This is a genomic window from Streptomyces nanhaiensis, assembly GCF_046614825.1.
GTDB classification, from domain to species: domain Bacteria; phylum Actinomycetota; class Actinomycetes; order Streptomycetales; family Streptomycetaceae; genus Streptomyces; species Streptomyces radiopugnans.
On sequence record NZ_JBKJFM010000010.1, the window covers coordinates 1 to 21,882 of the forward strand.

Annotated in this window: 15 protein-coding genes; 5 read left to right on the forward strand and 10 right to left on the reverse strand. The window is 70.7% G+C overall.

Annotation, left to right across the window (positions count from 1 at the left end):
- Window positions 1–2,059: AAA family ATPase (locus ACLIYP_RS05050; RefSeq protein ID WP_412711933.1), on the forward strand; the 2,059-nt coding region annotated here is incomplete at its 5' end.
- Between the two features lie 233 nt (window positions 2,060–2,292).
- Here ACLIYP_RS05050 and ACLIYP_RS05055 read toward each other — a convergent pair.
- The 8 genes from ACLIYP_RS05055 to ACLIYP_RS05090 form a co-directional block, all read right to left on the reverse strand.
- Window positions 2,293–2,715, reverse strand: a complete 423-nt coding sequence (locus ACLIYP_RS05055) for a hypothetical protein (RefSeq protein WP_412711934.1) — start codon at window positions 2,713–2,715, stop codon at window positions 2,293–2,295.
- Between the two features lie 90 nt (window positions 2,716–2,805).
- Window positions 2,806–10,023, reverse strand: coding sequence for a golvesin C-terminal-like domain-containing protein (locus tag ACLIYP_RS05060; RefSeq protein ID WP_412711935.1), 7,218 nt, complete (start codon window positions 10,021–10,023; stop codon window positions 2,806–2,808).
- A 183-nt stretch (window positions 10,024–10,206) separates the two neighbouring features.
- The gene (locus ACLIYP_RS05065; RefSeq protein WP_412711936.1) at window positions 10,207–11,892 is read right to left on the reverse strand and encodes a golvesin C-terminal-like domain-containing protein; all 1,686 of its coding nucleotides are present in this window, start codon (window positions 11,890–11,892) and stop codon (window positions 10,207–10,209) included.
- 306 nt (window positions 11,893–12,198) lie between these two features.
- On the reverse strand, window positions 12,199–14,154 hold the full coding sequence (gene htpG / locus ACLIYP_RS05070; RefSeq protein WP_412711937.1) for a molecular chaperone HtpG: 1,956 nt from the start codon (window positions 14,152–14,154) through the stop codon (window positions 12,199–12,201).
- Between the two features lie 148 nt (window positions 14,155–14,302).
- Window positions 14,303–15,421, reverse strand: a complete 1,119-nt coding sequence (locus tag ACLIYP_RS05075; RefSeq protein ID WP_412711972.1) for a methyltransferase domain-containing protein — start codon at window positions 15,419–15,421, stop codon at window positions 14,303–14,305.
- An 89-nt stretch (window positions 15,422–15,510) separates the two neighbouring features.
- Entirely contained in the window at window positions 15,511–15,672 is a 162-nt protein-coding gene (locus ACLIYP_RS05080) for a hypothetical protein (RefSeq protein WP_412711938.1), read from the reverse strand.
- A gap of 57 nt (window positions 15,673–15,729) precedes the next feature.
- Complete coding sequence (locus ACLIYP_RS05085; RefSeq protein WP_412711939.1) at window positions 15,730–15,924, reverse strand: hypothetical protein; 195 nt, start codon at window positions 15,922–15,924, stop codon at window positions 15,730–15,732.
- A complete protein-coding gene (locus ACLIYP_RS05090) occupies window positions 15,921–16,124 on the reverse strand; it encodes a hypothetical protein (protein ID WP_093656222.1) in 204 nt (67 codons plus the stop codon). Before ACLIYP_RS05090 ends, ACLIYP_RS05085 begins: the two co-directional genes overlap by 4 nt.
- Window positions 16,125–16,249: 125 nt before the next feature.
- On the opposite strand from ACLIYP_RS05090, the gene ACLIYP_RS05095 reads away from it, so the two are divergent.
- Complete coding sequence (locus ACLIYP_RS05095) at window positions 16,250–17,077, forward strand: helix-turn-helix domain-containing protein (protein WP_412711940.1); 828 nt, start codon at window positions 16,250–16,252, stop codon at window positions 17,075–17,077.
- Window positions 17,074–17,274 (forward strand): DUF397 domain-containing protein, encoded by a 201-nt coding sequence (locus tag ACLIYP_RS05100; RefSeq protein ID WP_412711941.1) that lies wholly within the window; start codon window positions 17,074–17,076, stop codon window positions 17,272–17,274. The genes ACLIYP_RS05095 and ACLIYP_RS05100 overlap by 4 nt, the downstream gene beginning before the upstream one ends.
- A gap of 59 nt (window positions 17,275–17,333) precedes the next feature.
- Here ACLIYP_RS05100 and ACLIYP_RS05105 read toward each other — a convergent pair whose 3' ends face one another.
- On the reverse strand, window positions 17,334–17,894 hold the full coding sequence (locus tag ACLIYP_RS05105; RefSeq protein WP_412711942.1) for a DinB family protein: 561 nt from the start codon (window positions 17,892–17,894) through the stop codon (window positions 17,334–17,336).
- A gap of 484 nt (window positions 17,895–18,378) precedes the next feature.
- Between ACLIYP_RS05105 and ACLIYP_RS05110 the strand changes: the two genes are divergently transcribed.
- The gene (locus tag ACLIYP_RS05110) at window positions 18,379–20,034 is read left to right on the forward strand and encodes a glycoside hydrolase family 27 protein (RefSeq protein WP_412711943.1); all 1,656 of its coding nucleotides are present in this window, start codon (window positions 18,379–18,381) and stop codon (window positions 20,032–20,034) included.
- Between the two features lie 25 nt (window positions 20,035–20,059).
- On the opposite strand, the gene ACLIYP_RS05115 is transcribed toward ACLIYP_RS05110, so the two are convergent.
- Window positions 20,060–20,767 (reverse strand): restriction endonuclease, encoded by a 708-nt coding sequence (locus ACLIYP_RS05115; protein WP_412711944.1) that lies wholly within the window; start codon window positions 20,765–20,767, stop codon window positions 20,060–20,062.
- A gap of 317 nt (window positions 20,768–21,084) precedes the next feature.
- On the opposite strand from ACLIYP_RS05115, the gene ACLIYP_RS05120 reads away from it, so the two are divergent.
- Entirely contained in the window at window positions 21,085–21,723 is a 639-nt protein-coding gene (locus ACLIYP_RS05120) for an HD domain-containing protein (protein ID WP_412711945.1), read from the forward strand.
- Window positions 21,724–21,882 lie beyond the last annotated feature (159 nt).

Genomic DNA, 21,882 nt, shown 5'->3' on the forward strand with positions numbered 1-21,882 from the left:
CCGCGCCGCCGGCGCGTCCCGGTTCGGCCCCGAGCACGTCCTGGCCGCCCTGCTGGAGGACCCCCGAAGCGGCGCCGGACGGGCGCTGCGCGCCGCGGGCGCCGCGCCCGAGCCGGTGCGCAGGGCTTTCGCCGGTCTGTCCGGCCCGCCCCGCCTCTCCGGTCCGTCCCGCCCGTCCGGCCCCACCCCCGTACTGGACCACTACGGCCGCGACCTGACCGCACATGCCCGCGAGGGCCGGCTGGATCCGGTGGTGGGGCGCGCGGAGGAGATCGACCAGGTCATCGAGGTGCTCTCCCGGCGGACCCGGAACAACCCCGCCCTGATCGGTGAGCCGGGTGTCGGCAAGACCGTGGTCGTCGAGGGCCTGGCCCGGCGGATCGCGGCCGGCGAGGTGCCGCCGGACCTGCGGGGCCGCAGGATCGTCGGGCTGGACCTGGCCGCGCTGGTGGCCGGCGCCCGCTACCGGGAGGAGATCGAGGAGAGGCTGCGCGCGATCGTCGGGGAGGTCGCCTCCGACGACCGGATCGTCCTCTTCCTCGACGAGTTGCACACCCTCGTCGGCGCGGGCGCGGGCACGGAGGGCTTCCCCGACCTCGGCGGTGTCCTGCGGGCCGCGCTCGCCCGCGGCGGGCTGCGCGTCGTGGGCGCCACCACCATCGACGAGTACCGCCGCCACGTGGAGCGGGACATCGCCCTGCACCACCGCTTCCAGCCGGTGCTGGTGCCCGAGCCCACCGTCGAGGAGACCGTGCGCATCCTGGAGGGCCTGCGCGGCTCCTACGAGGCCCACCACCAGGTCCGCTTCTCCGACGAGGCGCTGCGGGCCGCCGCCGAGCTCTCCGCCCGCCATCTGACCGAGAGCTTCCTGCCCGCCAAGGCCGTCTCCCTGCTCGACCAGGCCGGCGCCAGGGTGCGGCTGCGCGGCCTCGGGCACAGCGGCGAGGTCCTGGAGGTCGAGGACCGCCGCGACCGGCTGCGGCGCGACCTCGACCAGGCCCTGGCCCGGGAGGACCTGGTGCGGGCCTCGACGCTGCGGGAGGCCATGAGGGAGCTGGACCTGGAGCGGGCCGCCGTCGCCGAGAAGCGCGAGAGTGCCGCCCGGGTGACCGTGGCGGACATCGCCGAAGCCGTCTCCCGGCGCACCGGCATCCCCTCCGGCCGCCTGGCCCGCGACGAGCGCGAGCACCTGCGGCGCCTGGAGGAGAGGCTGCGCGAACGGGTGGTGGGCCAGGACGAGGCCGTCTCCGCGGTGGCCCGGGCCGTGCGGCGGGCGCGGGCGGGGATGAGCGCCCCCGAGCGGCCCGCCCCGGTCCTGCTGTTCGCGGGGCCGCCCGGGGTGGGCAAGACCGAGCTGGCCAGGGCCCTGGCCGCCGAACTCCTGGGCGACGCCGACCGGTTGGTGCGCTTCGGCACGGGCGCCCTGAGGGAGGGGCGGGGAGAGGCGGGCCGGCTGGACGAGGCCGTACGGCGCAGGCCGCACTCCGTCGTCCTGCTCGACGGGATCGACCGGGCCCACCCGGACGTCCTGGACTCGCTGACGCGGCTGCTGGAGGGCGGCGGGCCGGCCGGCGCACGGGGCCCTGCCGCCGGCTTCCGCGAGACCGTGGTCGTCCTGACCGTCACCGTCGATCCGCGCAGCGTGCTGGCCCACTCCGGCGACCCCGGCGCGCTCCGCACGGAGACCATGGCGCATCTGCGCGACCGGGTGCGGCCGGAACTGCTGGAGCGGGTCGACGAGACCGTCTTCCTCCGCCCCCTGGCCCGCGAGGACCTGCTGCGCGTCGTCGGGCTGCTGCTGGAGGACAGCCGCCGGCTGCTGGCGGCCCAGGGCGTCGGCCTGGAGGTCGACCGCAGTGGCCGCGAGTGGCTGATCAACCAGGGCTACCAGCCCGACTCCGGCGCCCACCCGCTGCGCCGCACCGTCCGCACCCATCTGGACGACCGCCTCACCGACCTGATCCTCGACGGGGCTCTGCGCGCGGGCGACACGGTGCTGGTGGGCATCGACGAGCACGGCCTGACCTGCGAGGTCGCCGACCGTCGGGAAGGGATGTGAAAAGGGTGCTCCCGGCGGTGGGCCACCGCCGGGAGCACCCTTCGACGCCGTGGCCCTGCACGGCCCGCCCGGCGTCAGACGGCGTCGAACCCGGCCTCCTCGTACATCCGCGACCGCCGGGTGCCGCCGGCGAACGCCGCCGCACCGAGCCGGCCGCGCCCCGGGAAGCACCGCACGGTTCACACGGTTCGGAAGCCACCGGAGTCGGCCCGGCGGCTTACCGGGGCTCGCACTCAGCCGCCGGTGCCGTCACCGGCGTCCCCCCAGGCCGGGCTGTACGGTTCCGGCCCCGCCGACACGCGTAGCTCCAGCGGCCTGTACTCGTTGTACTCGTCCGCGTGCTCGACGACGAATCCCGCGGACGAGAGGATCTCCGACATGGCGTCCCGCACGGCCCGGCAGACCCGGCCGTGGTGCATCACCGCGGGATGGGCCGCATCGCCGCGGAGCAGCGCCCGCGACGATGCGCCGACCAGTGTGTGGTGCGTGCGCCAGGAGACGAACACCCGCTCCACGCCGTCCCCTTCGTCCTCGACCACGACGCACACCCCGGTGCGGAACCGCTCGTCGACGGTCGTGAACTGCGGCGCCAGCGGCAGCCCCGCGGCCGCGAGTTCGTCCCTCACCCGGGCCGCGACGACATCTGCACTCACCATCACCCGTGTTCGCACATCCCATCGCCGCCGAATCCATGACGACCGCCCACCGGCTCGAACCGGTGGGCGGTCGGGCTGAGGCCGGTCAGGTTACCTTCCCCGGCCGGTGTTCCTCGCGTAGTTCGCGATCATCCCCATCAGGAGTTCCTTGGAGCCGCCGTTGAGCAGCTTGGCGGTCTCCGGGTCGGGGTGGTCGGACCACGGCACCGAGTAGGTGATCCGCACGTCCGGATTGTTGTCCAGCAACTGACCGATGCAGTTGTTCTGGTTGGGGCCGCAGGGCTGCCGTTCGGTGTACAGCTCGTCCACGATGTCCCCGTCCTTGAGCTGGCCGAGGATGTCCTCCTCGGCATGCTTGCCGGTCCTGGGGTTGCTGACACCGGTGAGGACACGGCCGTCCCTCAGCCTGGCCGCGGCGACGTTGCTCCCCCGGATCACACCGGAGTTGGGGGCCAGTCTGCGCTCGGCCGCCGCCCTCGGCAGGCCCTCCGATCCGTAGGGGACCGGTTCACCGCACTGGTTGTGGACGAGGAGCGGGATACCGCCCGCCATCACGTAGTAGTTGTGATCGCCCTCGACGGTGAGGTTGTGTACGCGCTGATGGCGGTCGGTCCGCTCGACCGCGCTGATCTGGACCCAGATGCCCGAAGAGGTCCGCAGCCAGCTGCCGGGGTCGAGTTCTCCCGCCTTGACCCAGCGGCCCGCGTCCGGCAGCCAGTAGAGGTGATCGGCGGTCGACGTGACCTCTCCTTCGGCCTCCGCGTCCATACCGACGGTCCTCACGGTGAGGGTGACGAGCCGTTTGTCGCCCTCACTGCTGCGGGGATCGCTGACCGTACGCACCCGCGTGTGGCCGCTTTCCACATCGGTGGCCCGGACCTGGTCGCCCGCCTCGATGTCTTCGATGGCCTTGGTGGAGCCGTCGGCCATGAGAACCGGTGTCCCGGGGACGAAGCTGTTGCGTACGGGGCAGCTGGGCGCGTCCGGTTCGTTCTGCTTGGGCTTCGCCGGAGGGCCGTCCGGCCCATCGGGTTTGGGCTTCGGCGGAGTCGCAGCGCCTGCCGCGTCGACCTTGTCCCCCGCCTTGCGGGCGTCGTTGGCCGCGTCCGCCGCGTCGAGGCCCTTGTCGACGTAGCGGCCCGCCTTGATCGCCGTTGCGCCGTAGCCGGCCAGCGGGATGGCCGAGCTCATCGACAGTGCGGCGTCGACGTAGTTGCCCTCGGCTGCGTACCAGATGCCGTTGGCGACGTCGGCGACCTCGCCGACCACGGGGACCAGACCGACCACGTCCAGCGTCGCGTGGCCGATGTCGGACAGCGAGAGCCCGAAGAGGTGCCCGTCGATCTCGACGAAACTGATCGGGTTGCCGCCGGCGAAGGCGTAGCGGTTGCCGGTGAACGGGTCGGTGGCCAGGGACATGTCGGCGAGCGCGCCGCCGTACCAGTCGCGGGTGAGGAAGCGGTTCAGGCCCGGGTCGTAGTTGCGGAAACCCATGTCGTACGTGCCCGACGCACCGTCCCGGCGCGAAGCGTTGTAGCGGAAGGCGTTGTACGACTCCTTGCCGGGATCGTTCGCGTCCGGCTTGTCCGCGCCGGTCATCTGGGTCTCGTCGTCCGAGCCGTACGCGGTGTAACCGTAGGTGGCGCGGGTGTTGCCGTCCTCCTTGGTGATGGCCTCGATGTCGCCGCGCGGGCTGGTGACGTAGTGCGAGTACTCCTCGGTCCCGTCGTCCTTGTGCTTGATCTGGGTGGCCTGCCGGCCGGACGGCAGGTACTGGTAGGACTTGTCGGCCTCTGCGTCCACCTCCTCCCGCAGGACCTGGTCGTCCATGCCGAGGTAGGTGAAGGCGGTGGTCCTGGCCTCGGCCCCGGAGGTCGCCCGGGAGACCGTCCGGTCGAACGGGTCGAAGACGTACGTCGTCGTCACCGCGGACGGACCGGCTCCGACTCGCGTCTTCACCGTGCGGTCGAAGCCGTCGTAGTAGTACTTCTCGACGGTCTGGCCGCCGGCGCTGACGGTGTCCAGCCGGCCGAGTGGATCGTAGTTGTAGGTGGACGAGATCCCGTTCGCCGTCGACGACAGCAGGCGGTTCCGGTCGAAGCGGTTGGTCGTGGTGACCCCGCCCACCGTCTGCTCGACGACGTTGCTGTTGCGGTCGTAGGCGTACGACTCGGTGGCCGGGTCGTCGCCGCTCTTGGTGACCTCGGTGATCCGGTCCTGCGGGTCGTAGTCGAAGGTGTACGTGTTGTCGATGTACGCCGAGTTGTCGTCGGCGTTCATCAGTTTCAGCACGTCCTTGGAGCGGTGTCCGTTGGGCGAGTACTCCAGGTCGTGCCGGGCGACGACCGTGCCGTTCCGCTTCTTCTCGACGGACTGCTTGACCGACCCGTCGAGGTAGTAGGCCATCTCCAGCGTGTTGCCGTTGGGCTTGGTCTGCTTGAGCAGCTGGCCACGAGCGGTGTAGGTCATCGTGGAGATCTGCTGGTTGCCCGCGGTCGGCGAGTCCGCGTTGGTGACCCTGGCGACCATGTCCCGGGCGTCGTACTCGATCTCCGACCAGGTCAGGTCGTGGGTGACCGTGACCGGGTTGCCCACCTCGTCGTAGGTCAGCGCCGTCGTGTTCTCGACCGAGCCGTCGGCGATCTCCTCGACCTTGCCGATCCGGCTCAGGTCGTCATAGGCGATCCGGTAGGTGTCGATCTCGGCGCCCGGCGAGTTGTCCTTGACCTCGACCTTGTTGCCGTTGGCGTCGTACTTGTAGGTGAAGTCCTTCTTCTCGTTGTCCGTCTCGCCCGTGTTGGAGCGGACCAGTTTCACCGCGTCGGCGAGGACCGTACCGTCGGCATCATCGGTCAGCGTGACCTTCTGCGGGCCTTCCTCCACGAACGGGTAGGACCCCAGTGAGACCCATTCGCCCACACGCTGGGTCTGGTCCACGGTCTTGGTGGCGCTGCCGCCTTCGTGGTCAACCGTGAATTCCGCGTCGCTCGCGGCCCCGGTCATCCGCGGATGGCGGACGAAGACCTCGTAGGTGCCGTTCTGCGGGATGTTGAGCTGCCACGCGAACCGCGCCGTGCCCGTACCGGCCGCGTGCGAGTACGTGTCGTAGCCGTGCTGCCCCTCAGCCTGTGTACGTGACCAGTTGCCCTGGGTCGCGGTGTTGTTGAAGTCCGAACTGTCGACCAGCACGACCTGGTTGCCGACGGGGACGCCGTCGTCCGAACGGGCCTTCTGGTTGCCCGACAGGTAGTAGTCCCACGTCAGCGTCCGCTGCTGGGACCCGCCGGCGGAGGTGAGGGTGCTCCTCGTCTGCTGGCCGAGCTCGTTGTAGTCGTAGGACGTGGTGATGTCCCACGGGTCCTTCGAGGTCCTGGTCCAGCCGTTGTCGTAGTACGTGTACTCGGTGACGTTGCGGACCGTCTGGCCGTCGGAGGGTGGTGCCGAGACGGAGCTCAGGTTGCCGACCGAGTCGTAGGAGTAGAACGTCGAGTCGGGCGTCGAGTAGCGGGCGTCGTCCTTGTCGAACGGTGAGCGCTCCTCCTTGACCCTGTTCAGCTCGTCGTAGACGGTCTCCGCAGCGAAGTCGGTGGTGTCGTCGGTGGTGGCGACACCGCGCGGGGTGATCGTCCTGGTCCGGTTGCCGACCTGGTCGTATTCGTACCTCGTCGTCCGGTGGACGGTGTTGCCGGATCCGTCCTTGTCGAAGGGCGCTTTCGACTCGATCAGGGCACCGCGCTCGTCGTACACGGCGAGCGCCTCGTTGCCCTCGGCGTCGGTCCGGCCGATGGCCAGGCCGTCCTTGTCGTAGCGGGCGGAGGTGGACTCCCCGAGTGCGTCGGTCGTCTTCACCACTCGGTGGTTCAGGTCGTACTCGTACTTCGTGGTGAAGTCGTCCGGGTCGGCGGTCGCCTTCTTCCGTGCGTCGACGACCTTCACGAGGTTGCCGACCGAGTCGTAGGCCGACGTGGCCGTGTACCCCATGGCATCCGTGATCTCCACCGGCTGGTAGATCCGGTCGTACCGGGTTGTCACGGTGAAGTCGCCGTCGGCGGTCGTCTCGTTGCCCTTGGGCGTGGTGACGGTGAGGACGTGACCGGTCCTGTCGTAGGTGGATGTCGTCTTCCGGGGCGGATCCCCGGCCTCGTCGCCCGGTGATGTCGACTCGACCACCTGGTCGGCCTCGTCGTACACCGAGGTGGACACCGACCCGTTGGGCGCCGTCACCTCCGTCAGGTTGTCGTTGGCGTCGTAGGCAGGCGCCGGGGTCGTGATGAAGACGCCCGACTCCTGGTCCTTGGGTTCCTTCTTCACCAGGGGGCGGCCGAAGGTGTCGTAGGTCTGGGTGACCTCGGCTCCCTTGGCGTTGGTGACCTCGGTGACGTTGCCGCGGACGTCGTAGACGAAGGTGGAGGGGTTCTCCAGCGCGTCGGTGATCGTCGCCGGGTAGCCGACGGCCGTGTAGCCGCTGTAGCTGGTCGCGTGGCCGTTGGCGTCGGTCTCCTTGGTGACCTGGCCGAAAGCGTTGTACTCGGTCTTCGCCGTGTAGTCGTCGGGCTCCGGGGTGGCCACGCCCTTGGGGTCGGTGACCGAGGTCAGGTTGCCGAAGGTGTCGTAGCCGAACTGCCAGGTCCGGCCCTCCGGGGACTTCTTCCGGAAGAGGTCCGCGATGTGGCCGTTCAGCCCGTAGGAGTAGGTGAAGGTCTGCGCCTCGGTGCCGTTCTTGTTCGCCTCGGCGTCCCTCTGTTCCAGCGGGTAGCCCGTCTTCGGGTCGTACGCCCAGGTGGATACGGCTCCGTTGGCCTCCTCCAGGCGCGTGACGTTGTTGTCGGCGTCCCAGCCGAACTTCGTCGTCTCGGACTTGGCGTTGGTGATGGACACGGCGCGGCCGTAGCCGTCGAGCGACTGCGTGGTGGTGTGGTTCTCCGCGTCAGTCACCCTGGCTTCGATGAAAGAGCCGGCGGTGCCGTCGGGGTCGGTGTAGACGAAGCCGGTGTTGTGCCCGAGGCGGTCGGTGATGGTCTGCGCCGCCCAGTGGAACTTCGGGTCGTCGCCCTCGCTGGGGTCGTAGTAGTCGAAGGAGGTGGCGTTGCCGCGCGGGTCGGTGACCTTGACGAGCTTGACGTTCTTGTTGCCCTGGGTGGCGTCGTAGGTGAAGCGGAAGACCTTCGGCTGCGTGCTGCCGGCGCCGTCGGTCAGCTCACCGAGCAGGCCCTTGTCGCTGTAGACGAAGGTCAGCTTCCGTCCGGAGACGTCCGTGATCGACGCGATGTGGTCGATGATCTTCGGGCTGGTCAGGTTGGTGCCGGACCGCTTCACACCGGTGTCGTCGATGTAGGGGTAGTCCTGGCCCTTGCCGTAGTAGTCGACCGTCAGGGTCTGCCGGCCGGCCGGGTCGGTGATGTATTTGAGGAACTTGACCGGCTTGTTGTTGGAGCGGCGTTCCTCGTAGGTGTAGGTCTGGGTGTTGCCGTTCTTGTCGGTGATCGCCGACAGGTAGCCGTCGCAGTCGAAGGAGAACACCGTGCGGTCCGGCCGCGTCATCGACCAGGCGCGCGGGTCACCGTCGGCCGACGGCCTGCAGTCCACTCCCGCCTTCTGCTGGAGCAGGTAGTGCACCCCGGCCGGGGCCTTCCAGGTGCCGTCGTCCTGCTTGCGGAAGGTGTGCGCGGTGCCGTCACCGTCGGGGAGGGTGACGGTGGTCGGGTCGGGGTTGGGGTGGAAGTCCAGCGCCGCGCCCGAGCGGATCGGGGCCGCGAGCTGGGCGGACCAGCCGTGGCCGAGGACGGTGTCGGAGGTGTCCTGGGAGTTGTAGGAGAACCGGGCGAAGGTGGACAGGCCGCGGCCGGGGTTGGAGAAGGCGTTGTAGGACCAGACGGTGTTGCCGGCGTACAGGTTGGTCATCACCGTCGAGCCGGCGCCGGTGTTCTTGCCCGCGTAGGAGTAGAACTTCTCCAGGCCCAGCTGGTTGGAGGTGGGGTCCTCGACCCGGACGTTCTGCGTGAGCGCGGGGATGTCCTCGGTGGCCGAGAGCCAGGTGCCGGCCGTCCTGTCGCGCAGGTCCCATCCGAGGACGTGGTCGAGGCGCTTGTTGCCCGAGTCGGAGTTGACCGGGGACTTCAGGGCCGCCTCGACGGTGACCGTCTCGCCCGGGGCGACGTCCTCGGGCAGCGCCGTCTCCAGCCGGTTGCCGCCGGTGGTGGCGTCGGTGCCGTCCGGCAGCGTCCACCGGTAGGACAGTGCCTGGTCGGCGGCCTTCCAGGTGGAGGTGGTGGTGTTGGTCAGCGTGACGTCGACCGTGTACTGGTCGCCGGGGGTCATCCGCGCCGGGGTGTCGGGCGCGTGGTACGTCGACTCGGTGCTCTTGTCGATGTAGGTGACGACCAGCTGCGGTCGCAGCTGGGGCTCCTCGGCCTCGCTGGACAGGAAGACCGTGCGCTCCTGCGGGCCGGTCGCCGACTCGTCCCGCAGCTTGATCGCCACGCCCTCGTTGCTCTCCGGGTCGCCGACCCAGGACTGGGCGAGCGAGGTGAGGTACCACGACTGGCGGGCGGGGTCGTTGGTGATCGTGGAGACGGTGTCGGCGACCGAGGCGTCGAGGTCGCCGCCGGGGGTGGTCCACGCGGTCGCGGAGTCCGCCTTGTTCCAGGTGGCGGTGGATTCTTCGAACCCGCGCCGCAGTGCGCTCAGTTCGTAGACCGCGCCCGGGGTGCCCGTGGTGGTGGTGAAGCCCCACAGGTCGAGCTGGGCGTGCAGCACCCGCGAGGTGGCCGGGACGGTGCTCAGCGCCGGGAACCTCAGCAGGGCGCGGGTCCTGCCGTAGGTGCCCGAGTTGTTGCCGACGGACAGCCAGGGGTGGTCGACGCCGGAGTCGGTGAGCTTGTCGTGGCCGCTGTCGGGCTGGGCGGAGGACAGGGTGGTGTCGGCGGCGTCGCCCTGCAGCACCACCGTCGTGCGGCCCGCCTTGGGGAGCCTGGCGATCCGCGTGGGCGCCGGAACGACCGTTCCGTCGCGGGTCTTGACCGCGACCATGTAGTAGAAGACGTTGCCGAAGGCCTCGGCCGAGTCCGCGGGCGTCGGCGTCGCCGTGGTGTCCGTGAAGGACGTGGCGTCCTTGGCCACGGGGGCGACCAGCGTCTGCGGGGACGGCGTGAACGTCTGGAAGACGCTGCGGTGCACCTGGTACTCGACGATGTCGTCACCGGGGTCGGCCGACGGGTCCTGGTACGCGGACCAGTCCAGTTCGGCGCCGGTCGCGTGGATCACCTCGGGCGCGTCCAGTTCGACGCCGGGGCGGCCCCAGGTGAGCACCAACCTCGGGTGGTTGGCGACCTCGCCCTTGTAGGCGTACTCGGCGGCCTCGTAGCGTGGTCCGCCCTTGGGGGCCGAGTCGCTCTCGTCGGCGGCCTTGACGACGAAGCCGTGGTTGGGGTTGGCGCCGTCGATCCAGGACTGGACGGTCCTGGTGACGCTGAAGGAGTGCCAGGTGTTGCTCTACTGCGGTTCCTTGACCGCGACCCCGCCCTTGGTGAAGCGGACCGCGTCGGCGATGACGGCGGTGGAGGTGGATACCGGGCCGTCGCCGAGGACGACCTTGCCCGCGGTGCCGGCCTTGAACGGGTGGGTGCCGAGCGTCCTCCACCGGCCGCCGGTGCCCTCGCTCTGGTCGACCGTGTACGTCTTGCTGCCGTCGCCGTGGGTCACGGTGTAGGGGGCGTTCACGGCCCGGTCGGAGGCGGGGACGTAGTGCACGTCGACCCGGTAGTCGCCGTCCTCGGGGAGGTCGGGCTGCCAGGTGTAGGTGTCACCGGCGACGGAGTCCTTGTTGTACAGGTAGTCCTGGTTCACCGCGTACCGGGTGTAGGCCGTGTTGCCCGAGGCCGGCCAGGAGCCCTTGGCCGCGGTGGTGCCCGGGTCCCGGTCGTCGACCAGGACCGAGGTGCCGGACAGTTCACCGGTGATGCCACTGGCGTTGTCCCAGGTGGCGGTGGTCTCGTCCCAGGCCTCGGTGGCCCGGTGAGCCTCGAGGAGCACCTCGGTGTCGCCCGTGGTGTGGGTCTGGTCGTAGTACAGGCGCAGGTCGGCGGAGTCCAGTCTGGTTCCGGCAGGCACGCTGCCCAGCGGGAACCTCAGCAGGGCCCGGGAGGTGCCCGTGGACGTGTTGCCGACGGAGAGCCGCCACAGGCCGTCGTAGTTGCTGGCCGGCCCGTCCGAGGAGATCATCACGTCCTGCGACTGGGTGACCGTCGGCGAGATCGAGATGGTCGGGTCGATGACGACGGGGTAGACCCGCTTCCCGGAGGCCAGCCACTTCGCGTCGGGGCGGAGGGTGAGTTCGTAGTGCCCGTCGCGGCCGGTCTTCCTCAGCGTCTGCCGGACGGCGTCGGTGCCCGCCGCGCCGTACGGGGACTCGGCGTCCTTCTTCGCGTCCGTCATGAACGGCGCGGGGATGACGAGCTCCGGACGCTTCGGGCCGGAGGCTTCGGTGTGGAGGGCGATGGCGCCGCCCTTGAGCTTCCGGGCGGTCAGGCCCCCGGTGGTGAGGGTGAACTCGTAGGACGGCGTGCCCTCGGGGGGCCCGTCGAGGACGATGTCCTCCTTCAGGGTGCCGTGCCCGACGGTGTACCTCAGGTCGGCGCCCCTCCCGAGCGCGTCCTCGTAGGTGACGGTGTCGCCGTCGGCCTCGGGGGTGAGCTTCCCGGCTTCGGCGTTCTTGAGGCCGATGGCCGCCCAGCGGCCCTCGGCCAGTTCGAACCGGACGAGTTCACCGGGCCGTTCGCCGAAGTAGGTCCGGGCGAGGTTGGTGGTGTTGGCGTACCGGTAGCCGTCGCGTCCTGTGCCGCGGACCGCGGTGTCGATGGGCTTCCACTTCTTGCCCGCCTCGTAGTGGGTGGGCGTTGCGGAGACCTCCGACTGGACGCGGCCGTCCGAGAGCCGCCAGTGGCGGGCGGTGGGCGTGCGCCTGTCCTTCAGCTCCCCGATCCGTTCGGGTCTGGATCGGACGCCGCCCGGGGGCAGGTGCTCGTTGCTGGGCACCCCCGTCTCGGAGAGCTCGGGCGGTTTCGCCGGCTCCTGCCCGTCGTCGCCGGCGAACCAGTCCCGGATGCCGCCGAACGGCGACCGGCCGTCGGCGGGCGCCGCGAAGGCCGGTTGCGGAAAGGCCGTGGCGAGGACAGCCATGATGCCGGCCGTCGCCAGTGTGCGTCTTGCGCGTGGTCTGAGTCCGAACATCGCTGCTTGCCCCGGATCCTCTCGCGAGCGGACAGGGTTCGACGGCAGCCTGACGGCGGTCGCCGGCAGCGAGTTCTACAGAGTGTGTCCATGTGCGTGTCAAGCGTGAGGACATCACGCCGATATCGGCCATAGCCTCTTCAGGTGACACCAACTCCCTTTCAAACAGGAGGTTTCCGGCCACCTCCAGAACGCGCCGCGGGGTCCGGAGCCGATGGCTCCGGACCCCGCGGCGGTCAGACCTTCAGCGGCGGGTCACAGGGACCGCTCCAGGCGCTCGGCCATCAGCCGGGTGAAGCGGGCCGGGTCGCCGGGCAGGCCGCCCTCCGCCAGCAGCGCCATGCCGTGGACGAGCTCGGCCATGCCCTCCAGGTCCGGCGCGGAGGCGTTCTCCGCGTGCGCCCTGCGCAGGCCCGTGATCAGCGGATGGCCGGGGTTGATCTCCAGGATGCGCTTGCTCTCGGGCATCTCCTGCCCCATGGCGCGGAGCATGCTGCGCAGGCCGGGCGTCATGTCGTCGGCGTCCGAGACGACGCAGGCCGGCGAGGTGGTCAGCCGGGAGGACAGCCGCACCTCCTTGACCTCGTCGCCGAGCCGCTCGGTCATCCACCCCAGCAGCCCGGCGTACTCCTCGCGCTGCCGCTCCCGCTCCTCCTGGGCCCGCTCCTTCTCCTCCGGGGTGCCGAGCTCGGCCTCGCCCTTGGCGATGGAGAGCAGCTTCCTCCCCTGGAAGTCGGGCACCGCGTCGACCCACACCTCGTCGACCGGGTCGGTCAGGACGAGCACCTCGAGTCCCTTGTCCCGGAAGGCCTCCATGTGCGGCGAGCTCTCCACCGCGCTCCGGGACGGGCCGGTGAGGTAGTAGATGTGCTCCTGGCCCTCCTTCATCCGCTCCACGTACTCCTGGAGCGTCGTCGCCTTCTCCGCGTCGTGGGTGGAGGCGAAGGAGGAGACCGCCAGGATCGCGTCGCGGTTGTCGGGGTCGTTGATCAGACCCTCCTTGACGACCGCGCCGAACTCCCGCCAGAAGTCCGCGTACTTCTCGGGCCGCGCCGTCCTCATCTCCTTGAGGGTGGACAGCACCTTCTTCGCCAGCCGCCGGCGCATCAGCTGGATGTGGCGGTCCTGCTGGAGGATCTCGCGGGAGATGTTCAGCGACAGGTCCTGGGCGTCGACCACACCCTTGACGAAGCGCAGGTAGGCCGGGACCAGCTCCTCGCACTCCTCCATGATCAGGACGCGCTTGACGTAGAGCTGCACGCCGCGCCGGTCATGGGAGAGGACGCCCTGCGGCGGCCGCGCGGGCAGGAAGAGCAGCGCCTGGTACTCGAAGGTGCCCTCCGCCTGGACTCGGATGGTCTCCAGCGGGTCGGTCCAGTCGTGGCTGATGTGCCTGTAGAGCTCGTGGTACTCCTCGTCGGAGACCTCGCCGCGGGGCCGGGCCCACAGGGCCTTGCGGGAGTTGATCGCCTCCGGCCCGGACTTCCCGCCGTCCTCGCTCTCCTTGTCCCCGTCCTCGCTCTTCGCGCCCTCTTCGGCGCCCGCCTCGACCAGGCGGATGGGCCAGGTGATGAAGTCGGAGTAGCGCTTGACGATCTCCCTGATCTTCCAGGAGGCCGTGTAGTCGAAGAGGCGGTCGTCGGTGTCCTCGGGCTTGAGCCTCAGGATGACGGAGGTGCCCTGGGGCGCGTCGTCGACCGTCTCGATCGTGTAGGTGCCCTCGCCGGTGGACGTCCAGCGGGTGCCCGCGGACTCCCCGGCGCGGCGGGTCAGCAGCGTGACCTCGTCGGCCACCATGAAGGCGGAGTAGAAGCCGACGCCGAACTGCCCGATCAGCGCCTCCGCCGAAGCCGGGTTACCCGCGTCCCCGGCCTTCTGGGCCTCCTCCAGCTTGCGGACGAACTCCGCGGTGCCGGACTTGGCGATCGTCCCGATCAGCCCGACGACCTCCTCGCGCGACATCCCGATGCCGTTGTCGCGCACGGTCAGCGTGCGGGCGTCCTTGTCGGTCTCGATCTCGATGTGCAGGTCGGAGACATCGGCCCCCAGCGAGTCGTCGCGCAGCGCCTCGATGCGGAGCTTGTCGAGCGCGTCGGAGGCGTTGGAGACCAGCTCCCTCAGGAACACGTCCTTGTTCGAGTAGATCGAGTGAACCATCATCCGCAGGAGGCGGCTGGCCTCCACCTGGAACTCGAACGTCTCGGCCGTCATGGTCGTGGATTCCCCCACCAGTCGTCGTCCGTGCCCGGCAGGGCCCCGAGCCGCCGGACGGCGCGGGGCCCTGCCGGGAAATGCCTTTCCCCGCGATGTTATGCCGGACGGGCCTCCGTCCCGGCGCACACACCCGGGTACGGCCGGCTCACACCGGCCAGGAGTCGGCCGGGTCGTCCAGCCAGGCCCGCTGTCCCTGCGGCGTGACGGTCAGGCCGAACCGCTCGTACCCCGGCCTGCCCCGCTCCCGCCACCAGCGGTGGGCTGCCTCGACCTCGTCCCACAACCGGCGGGGCCCGGACTGCCACACGCGCGCAGCCCCTCCGTCGCGGAACATCGCGCAGGCCCAGGAGCGGTCGGTAAGCCCGTACCACCACACCGGCCGGGCCCCGTCGCGCTTGTCGGCGACGACGCACCGGCAGTCCGGCACCCGGAGCCCGAGCGCGAAGTGCCCCGGCTCGAACCGCTCCCCGGCGAACTCTCCCTCCGGCAGCGCGGTGGACGACTCCTCGCCGTCGGCCACGCCGCCCGTGACGTACTCGGAGTGGGCTACGGACGGCGGACGCTGGGAGCGCAGCTTCATGAACTCCACCGGCCCGGTGAAGAGACCCGACGCGCTCTCCCCGTCGTGGGAGACGGTCAGCCGTACCACCGCGTCGCCGTTGCCGTAGTGCGTCCCCCACGGGGCGACGATAAGGCCGCCGGGACGGCACTGCTCCACCCAGGCGCGGGGGACGGACCGCAGCCCGCACGTGGCGATGATCCGGTCGTAGGGCGCCCCGTCGGGAAAGCCCCGCGCACCGTCGCCGTGGACGACGCGGACGGGCAGGCCGAAGATCTCCAGCGCCCTGCGCGCGGCGGCGGCCACCGCCTCGTCCACCTCCACCGTCACCACGTTCACCGTGCCGAGGCGGTGGGCCAGGAGCGCCGCGTTCCAGCCCGTGCCCGCGCCGATCTCCAGCACCCGGTGGCCCGGCCGTACCTCCAGGTCCCGGAGCATCCTGAAGACCACGGACGGCATGGACGCCGATGAGGTGGGCTCCCGCCCCGGCGCCGTGCCGGTGTGCCGGCCGTCGTCCCACTGGGTGACGACGGGCACGTCGGCGTCGGCGTACCGGGCCCAGGCGTCCGGGTCCTGTGCCATCGACACGGCGACGCTGCGGCCCGCTTCCATGTCGTAGGGCCAGATCAGCTCCGGCAGGAACGCCGACCTGGGCACGGCCGCGAAGGCGGGCGTCCAGTCCGGGGAGAGGACGCCGCCCGCCATGAGGGCGCGTGCCAACTCCAGGCGGCCGGGTCGCTGCCCGGCCGTGCCGGTGCTTTCCGCGCTCTGCGCGCTTTCGGTGTGCTCGGTGCTCATCGGCCGGTGACCGCCTTGGGCGGGTTGGGGACGCCGGGGCCGCCGTCCGGGGTGGGCGGCTGGTGCGGGCCGGGATACGGCTCCCCCGGCAGCTTGTCGCCGCCGTCGGCACCGATGACGGCGTTGCCGTCGCCGTTGCGCCACATCCGGTTCGTCATGTTCTCTCTCCTCGCTGTCGCGTGTTTCCGGGTCCGGCCCCGAACGAGGCCGGGGGTCTATCGGGCGGGAGCGCGGTCCCGCTGCCGCAGGGCCTCCCACACCAGGACGTTGAGCGTCTGTACGCAGTCCTCGCAGGCGTACAGCTCGGCCTGCTGCCCCTGGGTCTGCACCGGCCCGAGCCACACCACCGGCACCTGCGGCCGGAGGCAGTAGAGCCGGCACCGCCCGGTGGTCCAGGTGCGGGGTCTCACCGGCAGCGCTGCTCGCTGTGCCGGTTCGCCGCCCGCACCCCCGCGCTCAACTGCTCCTCGGGCGTGGGCAGGCGGGTGTTCTCCGGCAGGCACTCCCACTCCCGGCCCCCGCCGGGCGGGCGGAGGAAGTACCGCCCGCCGCTCCTGCCCATCAGCTCGCCGATCCGGTCGCGCGTGGTGTCCACGAGGTACGTCGCCATGTCTGCTCCTGCGCTGTGCGTGGTGGCTTTCCGTATCCACCCACTCACAGATTGCTCCCGCGACGGTACGCTCAACAGGGCTTCCAGCTCTCCAGAGAGAGCTGGAGAGAAGGGGTGTTGAGCACATGCGACGCGGCGGCGGGATCGACCGTCCTTACTCGCCACAGGAGTTCTACGGTGCGGAGCTTCAGCGCAAGCGCGAGAACAAGGGCCTCACGCAGGCCCAACTCGGCGAGATGGTCGTCATCTCGCCGCAGATGATCGCCCACTTCGAGGCCGGCAGGCGCAAGCCCCGGCCGGAGGACGCCTGCCGGATCGACCAGGCACTGGGCACGGACGGCTTCTTCGAACGCATGCGCCGCTCACTGGACGAGGGGCGCTTCGCCGATCACTTCGCGGCTGCCGCCGAGATGGAGAAGCTGGCCTGCGTGATCAAGACCTACGGAGCGTCGCTCGTCCCCGGCATCCTCCAGACCGAGGCGTACGCGCGGGCCGTCTTCCGTGCTGGCACCCCGGTCTATACACACAAGGATGTAGAGCGACGGGTCACCAACCGGATGGAGCGTGCCCGCATCCTCGACGACCCCAACTCCCCGGTTCTGTGGACCCTGCTGGACGAGTCGATCCTCCGGCGTCCCATCGGCGGACGCGGCGTGATCGCGGAGCAGTTGGAGCACGTCGCCGAGATGGGGCGCAGCGGACGGGTGCGGGTCCATGTGCTCCCCTTCTCCACAGGCGCGCACGCACTGCTGGAGAGCATGGTCACCCTTATGCGGTTCACCGACGCCCCTCCTGTGGCCTACGTTGAAGGCCTGCGCACCGGGCGTGTCATGGATGACCCGGACATGGTCGAGGCCTGCCAGTCGGCCTACGACCTCGCCCTGGGCGATGCCTTGTCGTCGGAGGAGTCACTGGCCCTGCTAGAGGCCGTGTCGGAGGAGTACAAGCGATGATCAACGAGCACAGCCTGATATGGCGCAAGTCCAGCTACAGCGGGGCGAGCAACGGCGACTGCGTCGAGGTCGCCGACGGGCTTCCCGGCGCGGTCCCCGTGCGGGACAGCAAGAATCCGGGCGGCCCGGCACTGGTCTTTCCGGCGCGGGCGTGGAGTGCGTTCACAGCGGAGATAAACGGACGCGCACGTTCCTGACTCCAGCGTCGATGGAGAAACGCCGGGGGCGGGCCGATACGGCCCGCCCCCGGCGTTCTTCACTGCCCCACCCGGCCGTCGACGCACTCGCGCAGCAGGTCGGCGTGTCCGCAGTGGCGGGCGTACTCCTCGATCCCGTGCACCATCAGCTCCCGGATCGTGACCCCGTCCTTTCCCACGCGCGCGCCCAGGTCCGGGTACCGGGCCAGCACTGCGTCGGTGGCGGCCTGTTCGCGCTCCAGATCGGCGTACGCGGCGTCGACCACCGCCTGGTCGGCGACGGCTCCGTCGAAGTCCGCGTCCTTCTCGCCGTACAGCTTCGGCAGCGGCTCGCCGTCGCCGATCCAGTTGCGCCAGTCGCGTTCCACCTCGGCGAGGTGCCGGAGCAGGCCGAGCAGCGACATCGTCGACGGCGGGACCGAGCGGCGGGCCAGTTGCTCCGCGTTCAGCCCCTCGCACTTCATCCGCAGGGTGGTGCGGTAGTCCTCCAGGAACTCCCGCAGTGTCGCGAGTTCGCCTTCCGGGCCGGGGCCTTCTCTGTCGCGGGGGTCGTCGTCCGGGTCGGCCCACATGTCGGGGTGGACGGTCGCCTGGGTCCATCGCGCGGGTTGGTCGCTCATGCGCCCATGCTCGTCCGCAACAGCACGCGCCCGCCACCGAGTTCTCCTGGGGTGGTGGCGTCGTGGCCTGCCCGCGGGTTCCGGCTCGGCTCCGGCCCAATTCCGATGCTGCGTTCGTCCCTCACGCCGAAGACCCACAGAACCGTGGGGACCGAGTTGCGCGAGAGGTATTGACGCCGCTCACCGGATCCGTACGATCCAGTTGCCCGGCACTTCGACCCTTGTTCGACATTACGAACAATCCAGGACCGCACCACTCCGGCATCCGGACAGCCTCTGACGGGGCAGGCCGGGGTCGCTTGTCCAAGGATGACGAGGTCCCCATGCGCAGACGTGGTCACGGACGGCGATCACGAGCGTGGCCGTACCGGCCGGGCGTTCTCGCCCCGCAGCGCCGACCCGCGCCTGATCACGGGCCCGCGACCATGCCCGCCGGACCCGCCGACGAGCGGTTTCCACTCAGACCCCCAGGAAGGAATCCCCCATGGTTTCCATACGCAGTCGATTACCGCGTCTCCTCGCGGCCACCGTACTGACGGTCACCGCCTGCGTCACCGCCTCCGCCGCCTCCGCCGGCACGGCCGCCGAGGCCGCACCGGGCAGCCCGGCGCTCACTCCGCCGCTGGGCTGGAACAGCTGGAACAGCTTCGGATGCGGGATCACCGAGACACAGGTCCGCGAGGCCGCCGACGCGATGGTGTCCTCGGGCATGCGCGACGCCGGCTACGAGTACGTGGTGGTCGACGACTGCTGGTTCGACCCGCAGCGTGACAGGAACGGCAACCTGCGGGCCAACCCGACCAAGTTCCCCAGCGGGATGAAGGCGCTCGGGGACTACATCCACGGCAAGGGCCTGAAGTTCGGCATCTACCAGGCCCCCAACGAGAAAACGTGCGCCCAGGGCGTGGGCACCTACCCCGGTTCCACGGGCAGCAGGGGCCACGAGGCCCAGGACGCCGCCACGTTCGCCTCATGGGGCGTGGACTACCTCAAGTACGACTGGTGCTCCGGCAGCGGCACCCTCAGCGAGCAGATCGCGCGGTTCACCATCATGCGTGACGCCCTGCGCGCCACCGGCCGCCCGATCGTCTACAGCATCAACCCCAACAGCTTCCACGCCCCCACCGGCGACAGGTACGACTGGGGCGAGGTCGCCGACCTGTGGCGGACGACCGAGGACCTGCTCGACATCTGGCAGAACAACAACACCAACAGCTACCCGATGGGCGTCGGCAACGTCCTCGACGTCACCGCCCCGCTCGCCGCGCAGTCGGGCCCGGGGCACTGGAACGACCCCGACATGCTGGTCGTCGGCCGCCCCGGCCTGTCCCTGACCGAGTCCCGCTCCCACTTCGCCCTGTGGGCACTCATGAGCGCCCCGCTCATGGCCGGCAACGACATCCGCACCATGTCCGCCGACGTGAGCGCCATCCTGCGCAACCCGCGCCTGCTCGCGGTGAACCAGGACTCGCTGGGCGCGGGCGGACGCCGAGTCCGTGACGACGGCGCCACCGAGGTGTTCGCCAAGCCCCTGTCCGACGGCTCCGTCGCGGTCGGCCTGCTCAACCGCGGCGGCAGCACCACGACCATCACCACCACGGCCGCACAAGTCGGCCTGTCCGGAGGGTCGTTCACCCTCACCGATCTGTGGACCGGCACCACGTCGAGCACATCCGGCCGGATCTCGGCCGACGTCCCCGCACACGGCGTCGCCGTGTTCAGGATGACCGGCGGCAGCCCGCTGGACTCCACCACCGCACGCCTGCGCGGTACCGGATCCGGCCGCTGCCTCGACGTGGAAGACGCTTCCACCGCGGCCGGGACGGCGACGCTGATCTGGGACTGCCACACCGCCGCCAACCAGCTGTGGACCACCTGGGCCGGAGGCGAGATCCGCGTCTACGGCGACAAGTGCCTGGACGCCTCCGACCGGGGCACCTCCAACGGCACGCCGGTCATCGTCTGGCCCTGCAACGGCCAGGACAACCAGAAGTGGACCACGCAGGCCGACGGGTCGATCCGCAACGTCCACGCCGGGCTGTGCCTGGACGCCGAACAGGCGGGAACCGCCAACGGGACCCCGGTCATCCTGTGGACCTGCAACGGCCAGAACAACCAGAAGTGGACCACGCTCCCGTAACCCGCCGCCGGGCCCCTCGCACGCGCTACGTGCCGTAGGTGTTCCTCCAGCGCGCGCGGTGCTCCCGGTCGCCCTGGCCGGCGCCGTTGACGCCGGCCAGGGCGGGCAGGGAGGTGCCGTTGTTCCACAGGCCCAGGTGGTCGCGGTGCACGGCGAGGATGCCGTGCTCCACCGCCAGCGCCTGGGACGGGGCGCTGAAGCGCGAGGTCGTCACGAAGACGGCCACGTCGGCCCCGAAGTGCACCTTCGCTCCCATCAGATCGCGCATCTCGCGGCCGGCGACGGTGCGGTGCGGCGCGTACCGCTTGCACTGGACGACCATCGTGCGGCCGTCCGGCAGCCGTCCGACCACGTCCGCGCCGTTGTCGTGGGATCCGCCCACGCGCCGCACTTCCGTGCAGCCGTCTCGGCGGCACAGTTCGGCCACCAGCTCCTCGAACTCGGTGCCGGACATCGCGTCCACCTCGGCCAGCGTGCGGCGTCCGGCCGCCACCGCGTCCGCCTGCCGCCACTCCCGGTCCCCGCCCCGGACGATCCGGTCGGTACGCCACAGCCACCACACCAGGCCGCCGAGGCCCGCGGCGACCGCGGCCCCCAGGAGGTACGGCCATACGGCCGACCAGGAGGCGGTGAGCAGGAGCAGCACCGCCACGCCGCCGACGACCGCCGCCCTCTGCCCGGCCTCGCGCCTGCGCCGTGCCGCCGAGCCGCGTCCGCGGCCCCCGCGCCCCATACGGCCTCCGCGGCCTCCGCTGCCTCCGCTGCCTCCGCGACGAGCAGCCATCCCGGCCCCCTCTCCCCCGCGATCCGCGCAGCAGTCTGGGCAGCGGGGGGCGGGGGCGGTAGGGCGCCCTTCGGCCATGGCCGGAAACCAAGTACCGGAAACCATGCGGCGTCCGGGCGGACGCGGGGGCACTGCGTTTGTCGAGGAGGAGTTGCCGGGCGCGGTCGGGACGGACCCGCTCGGCCCAGCGGGCCGTGGCGCCGCGGTGGGCGCCCTGCGACCCTGGGGGGAGGCCGGACCGCCGGGACGAGGAGTGGAGAGGGATCATGAGCGAGACGATCGCGGGCGTGCGCATCCCGGACAGCGCCATGGCGCGGGAGGCGACCGAACTGGTCCGTGAGGCGGCTTCGCCGCTGCTGTTCGACCACTCCCGGCGCGTGTTCCTCTGGGGAGCGCTGCGCGGACGCGAACAGGGGCTGCGGTTCGATCCGGAGCTGCTGTACGTCGGGGCGATGTTCCACGACCTGGGGCTGACCGAACGGTTCCGTCGCACCGACCAGCGCTTCGAGATCGACGGCGCCGACGAGGCCCGGCGGTTCCTGCGCTCCCACGGCGTCACCGACGAGGAGGCCGACCGGGTCTGGACGGCGATCGCCCTGCACACCACGCCGGAGATCCCGCTGCACATGGCCCCCGAGATCGCCCTGGTCACGCGGGGAGTGGAACTGGACGTGCTGGGCATCGGCTACCATGCGGTCTCCGACGAGGAGCGTGCGGCCGTGGTGGAGGCCCACCCCCGCCCGGACTTCAAGAACCGGATCCTGGCCGCGTTCACCGAGGGCCTCAAGGACCGCCCCGAGACGACGTTCGGCAACGTCAAGGCCGATGTGCTCGCCCACTACGTGCCCGGATTCGTCCGCGGCGACTTCGTCGAGGTCATCAAGGACTCCGCCTGGCCCGAGTAGCCTCCGCCCCCTCGGCCGACGGGGACCGGCGGGCCCGCCGGTCCTGGACCTGCCCGGAGTGCAGGGTCAGGGCCGGCCCCGTCGGGCTCAGTCCCGTCGCGGCCGCCGGGGGCGACCGATCGTGCCCTGACCGCCCTGCTCGCCGATCGCACCCCGGTC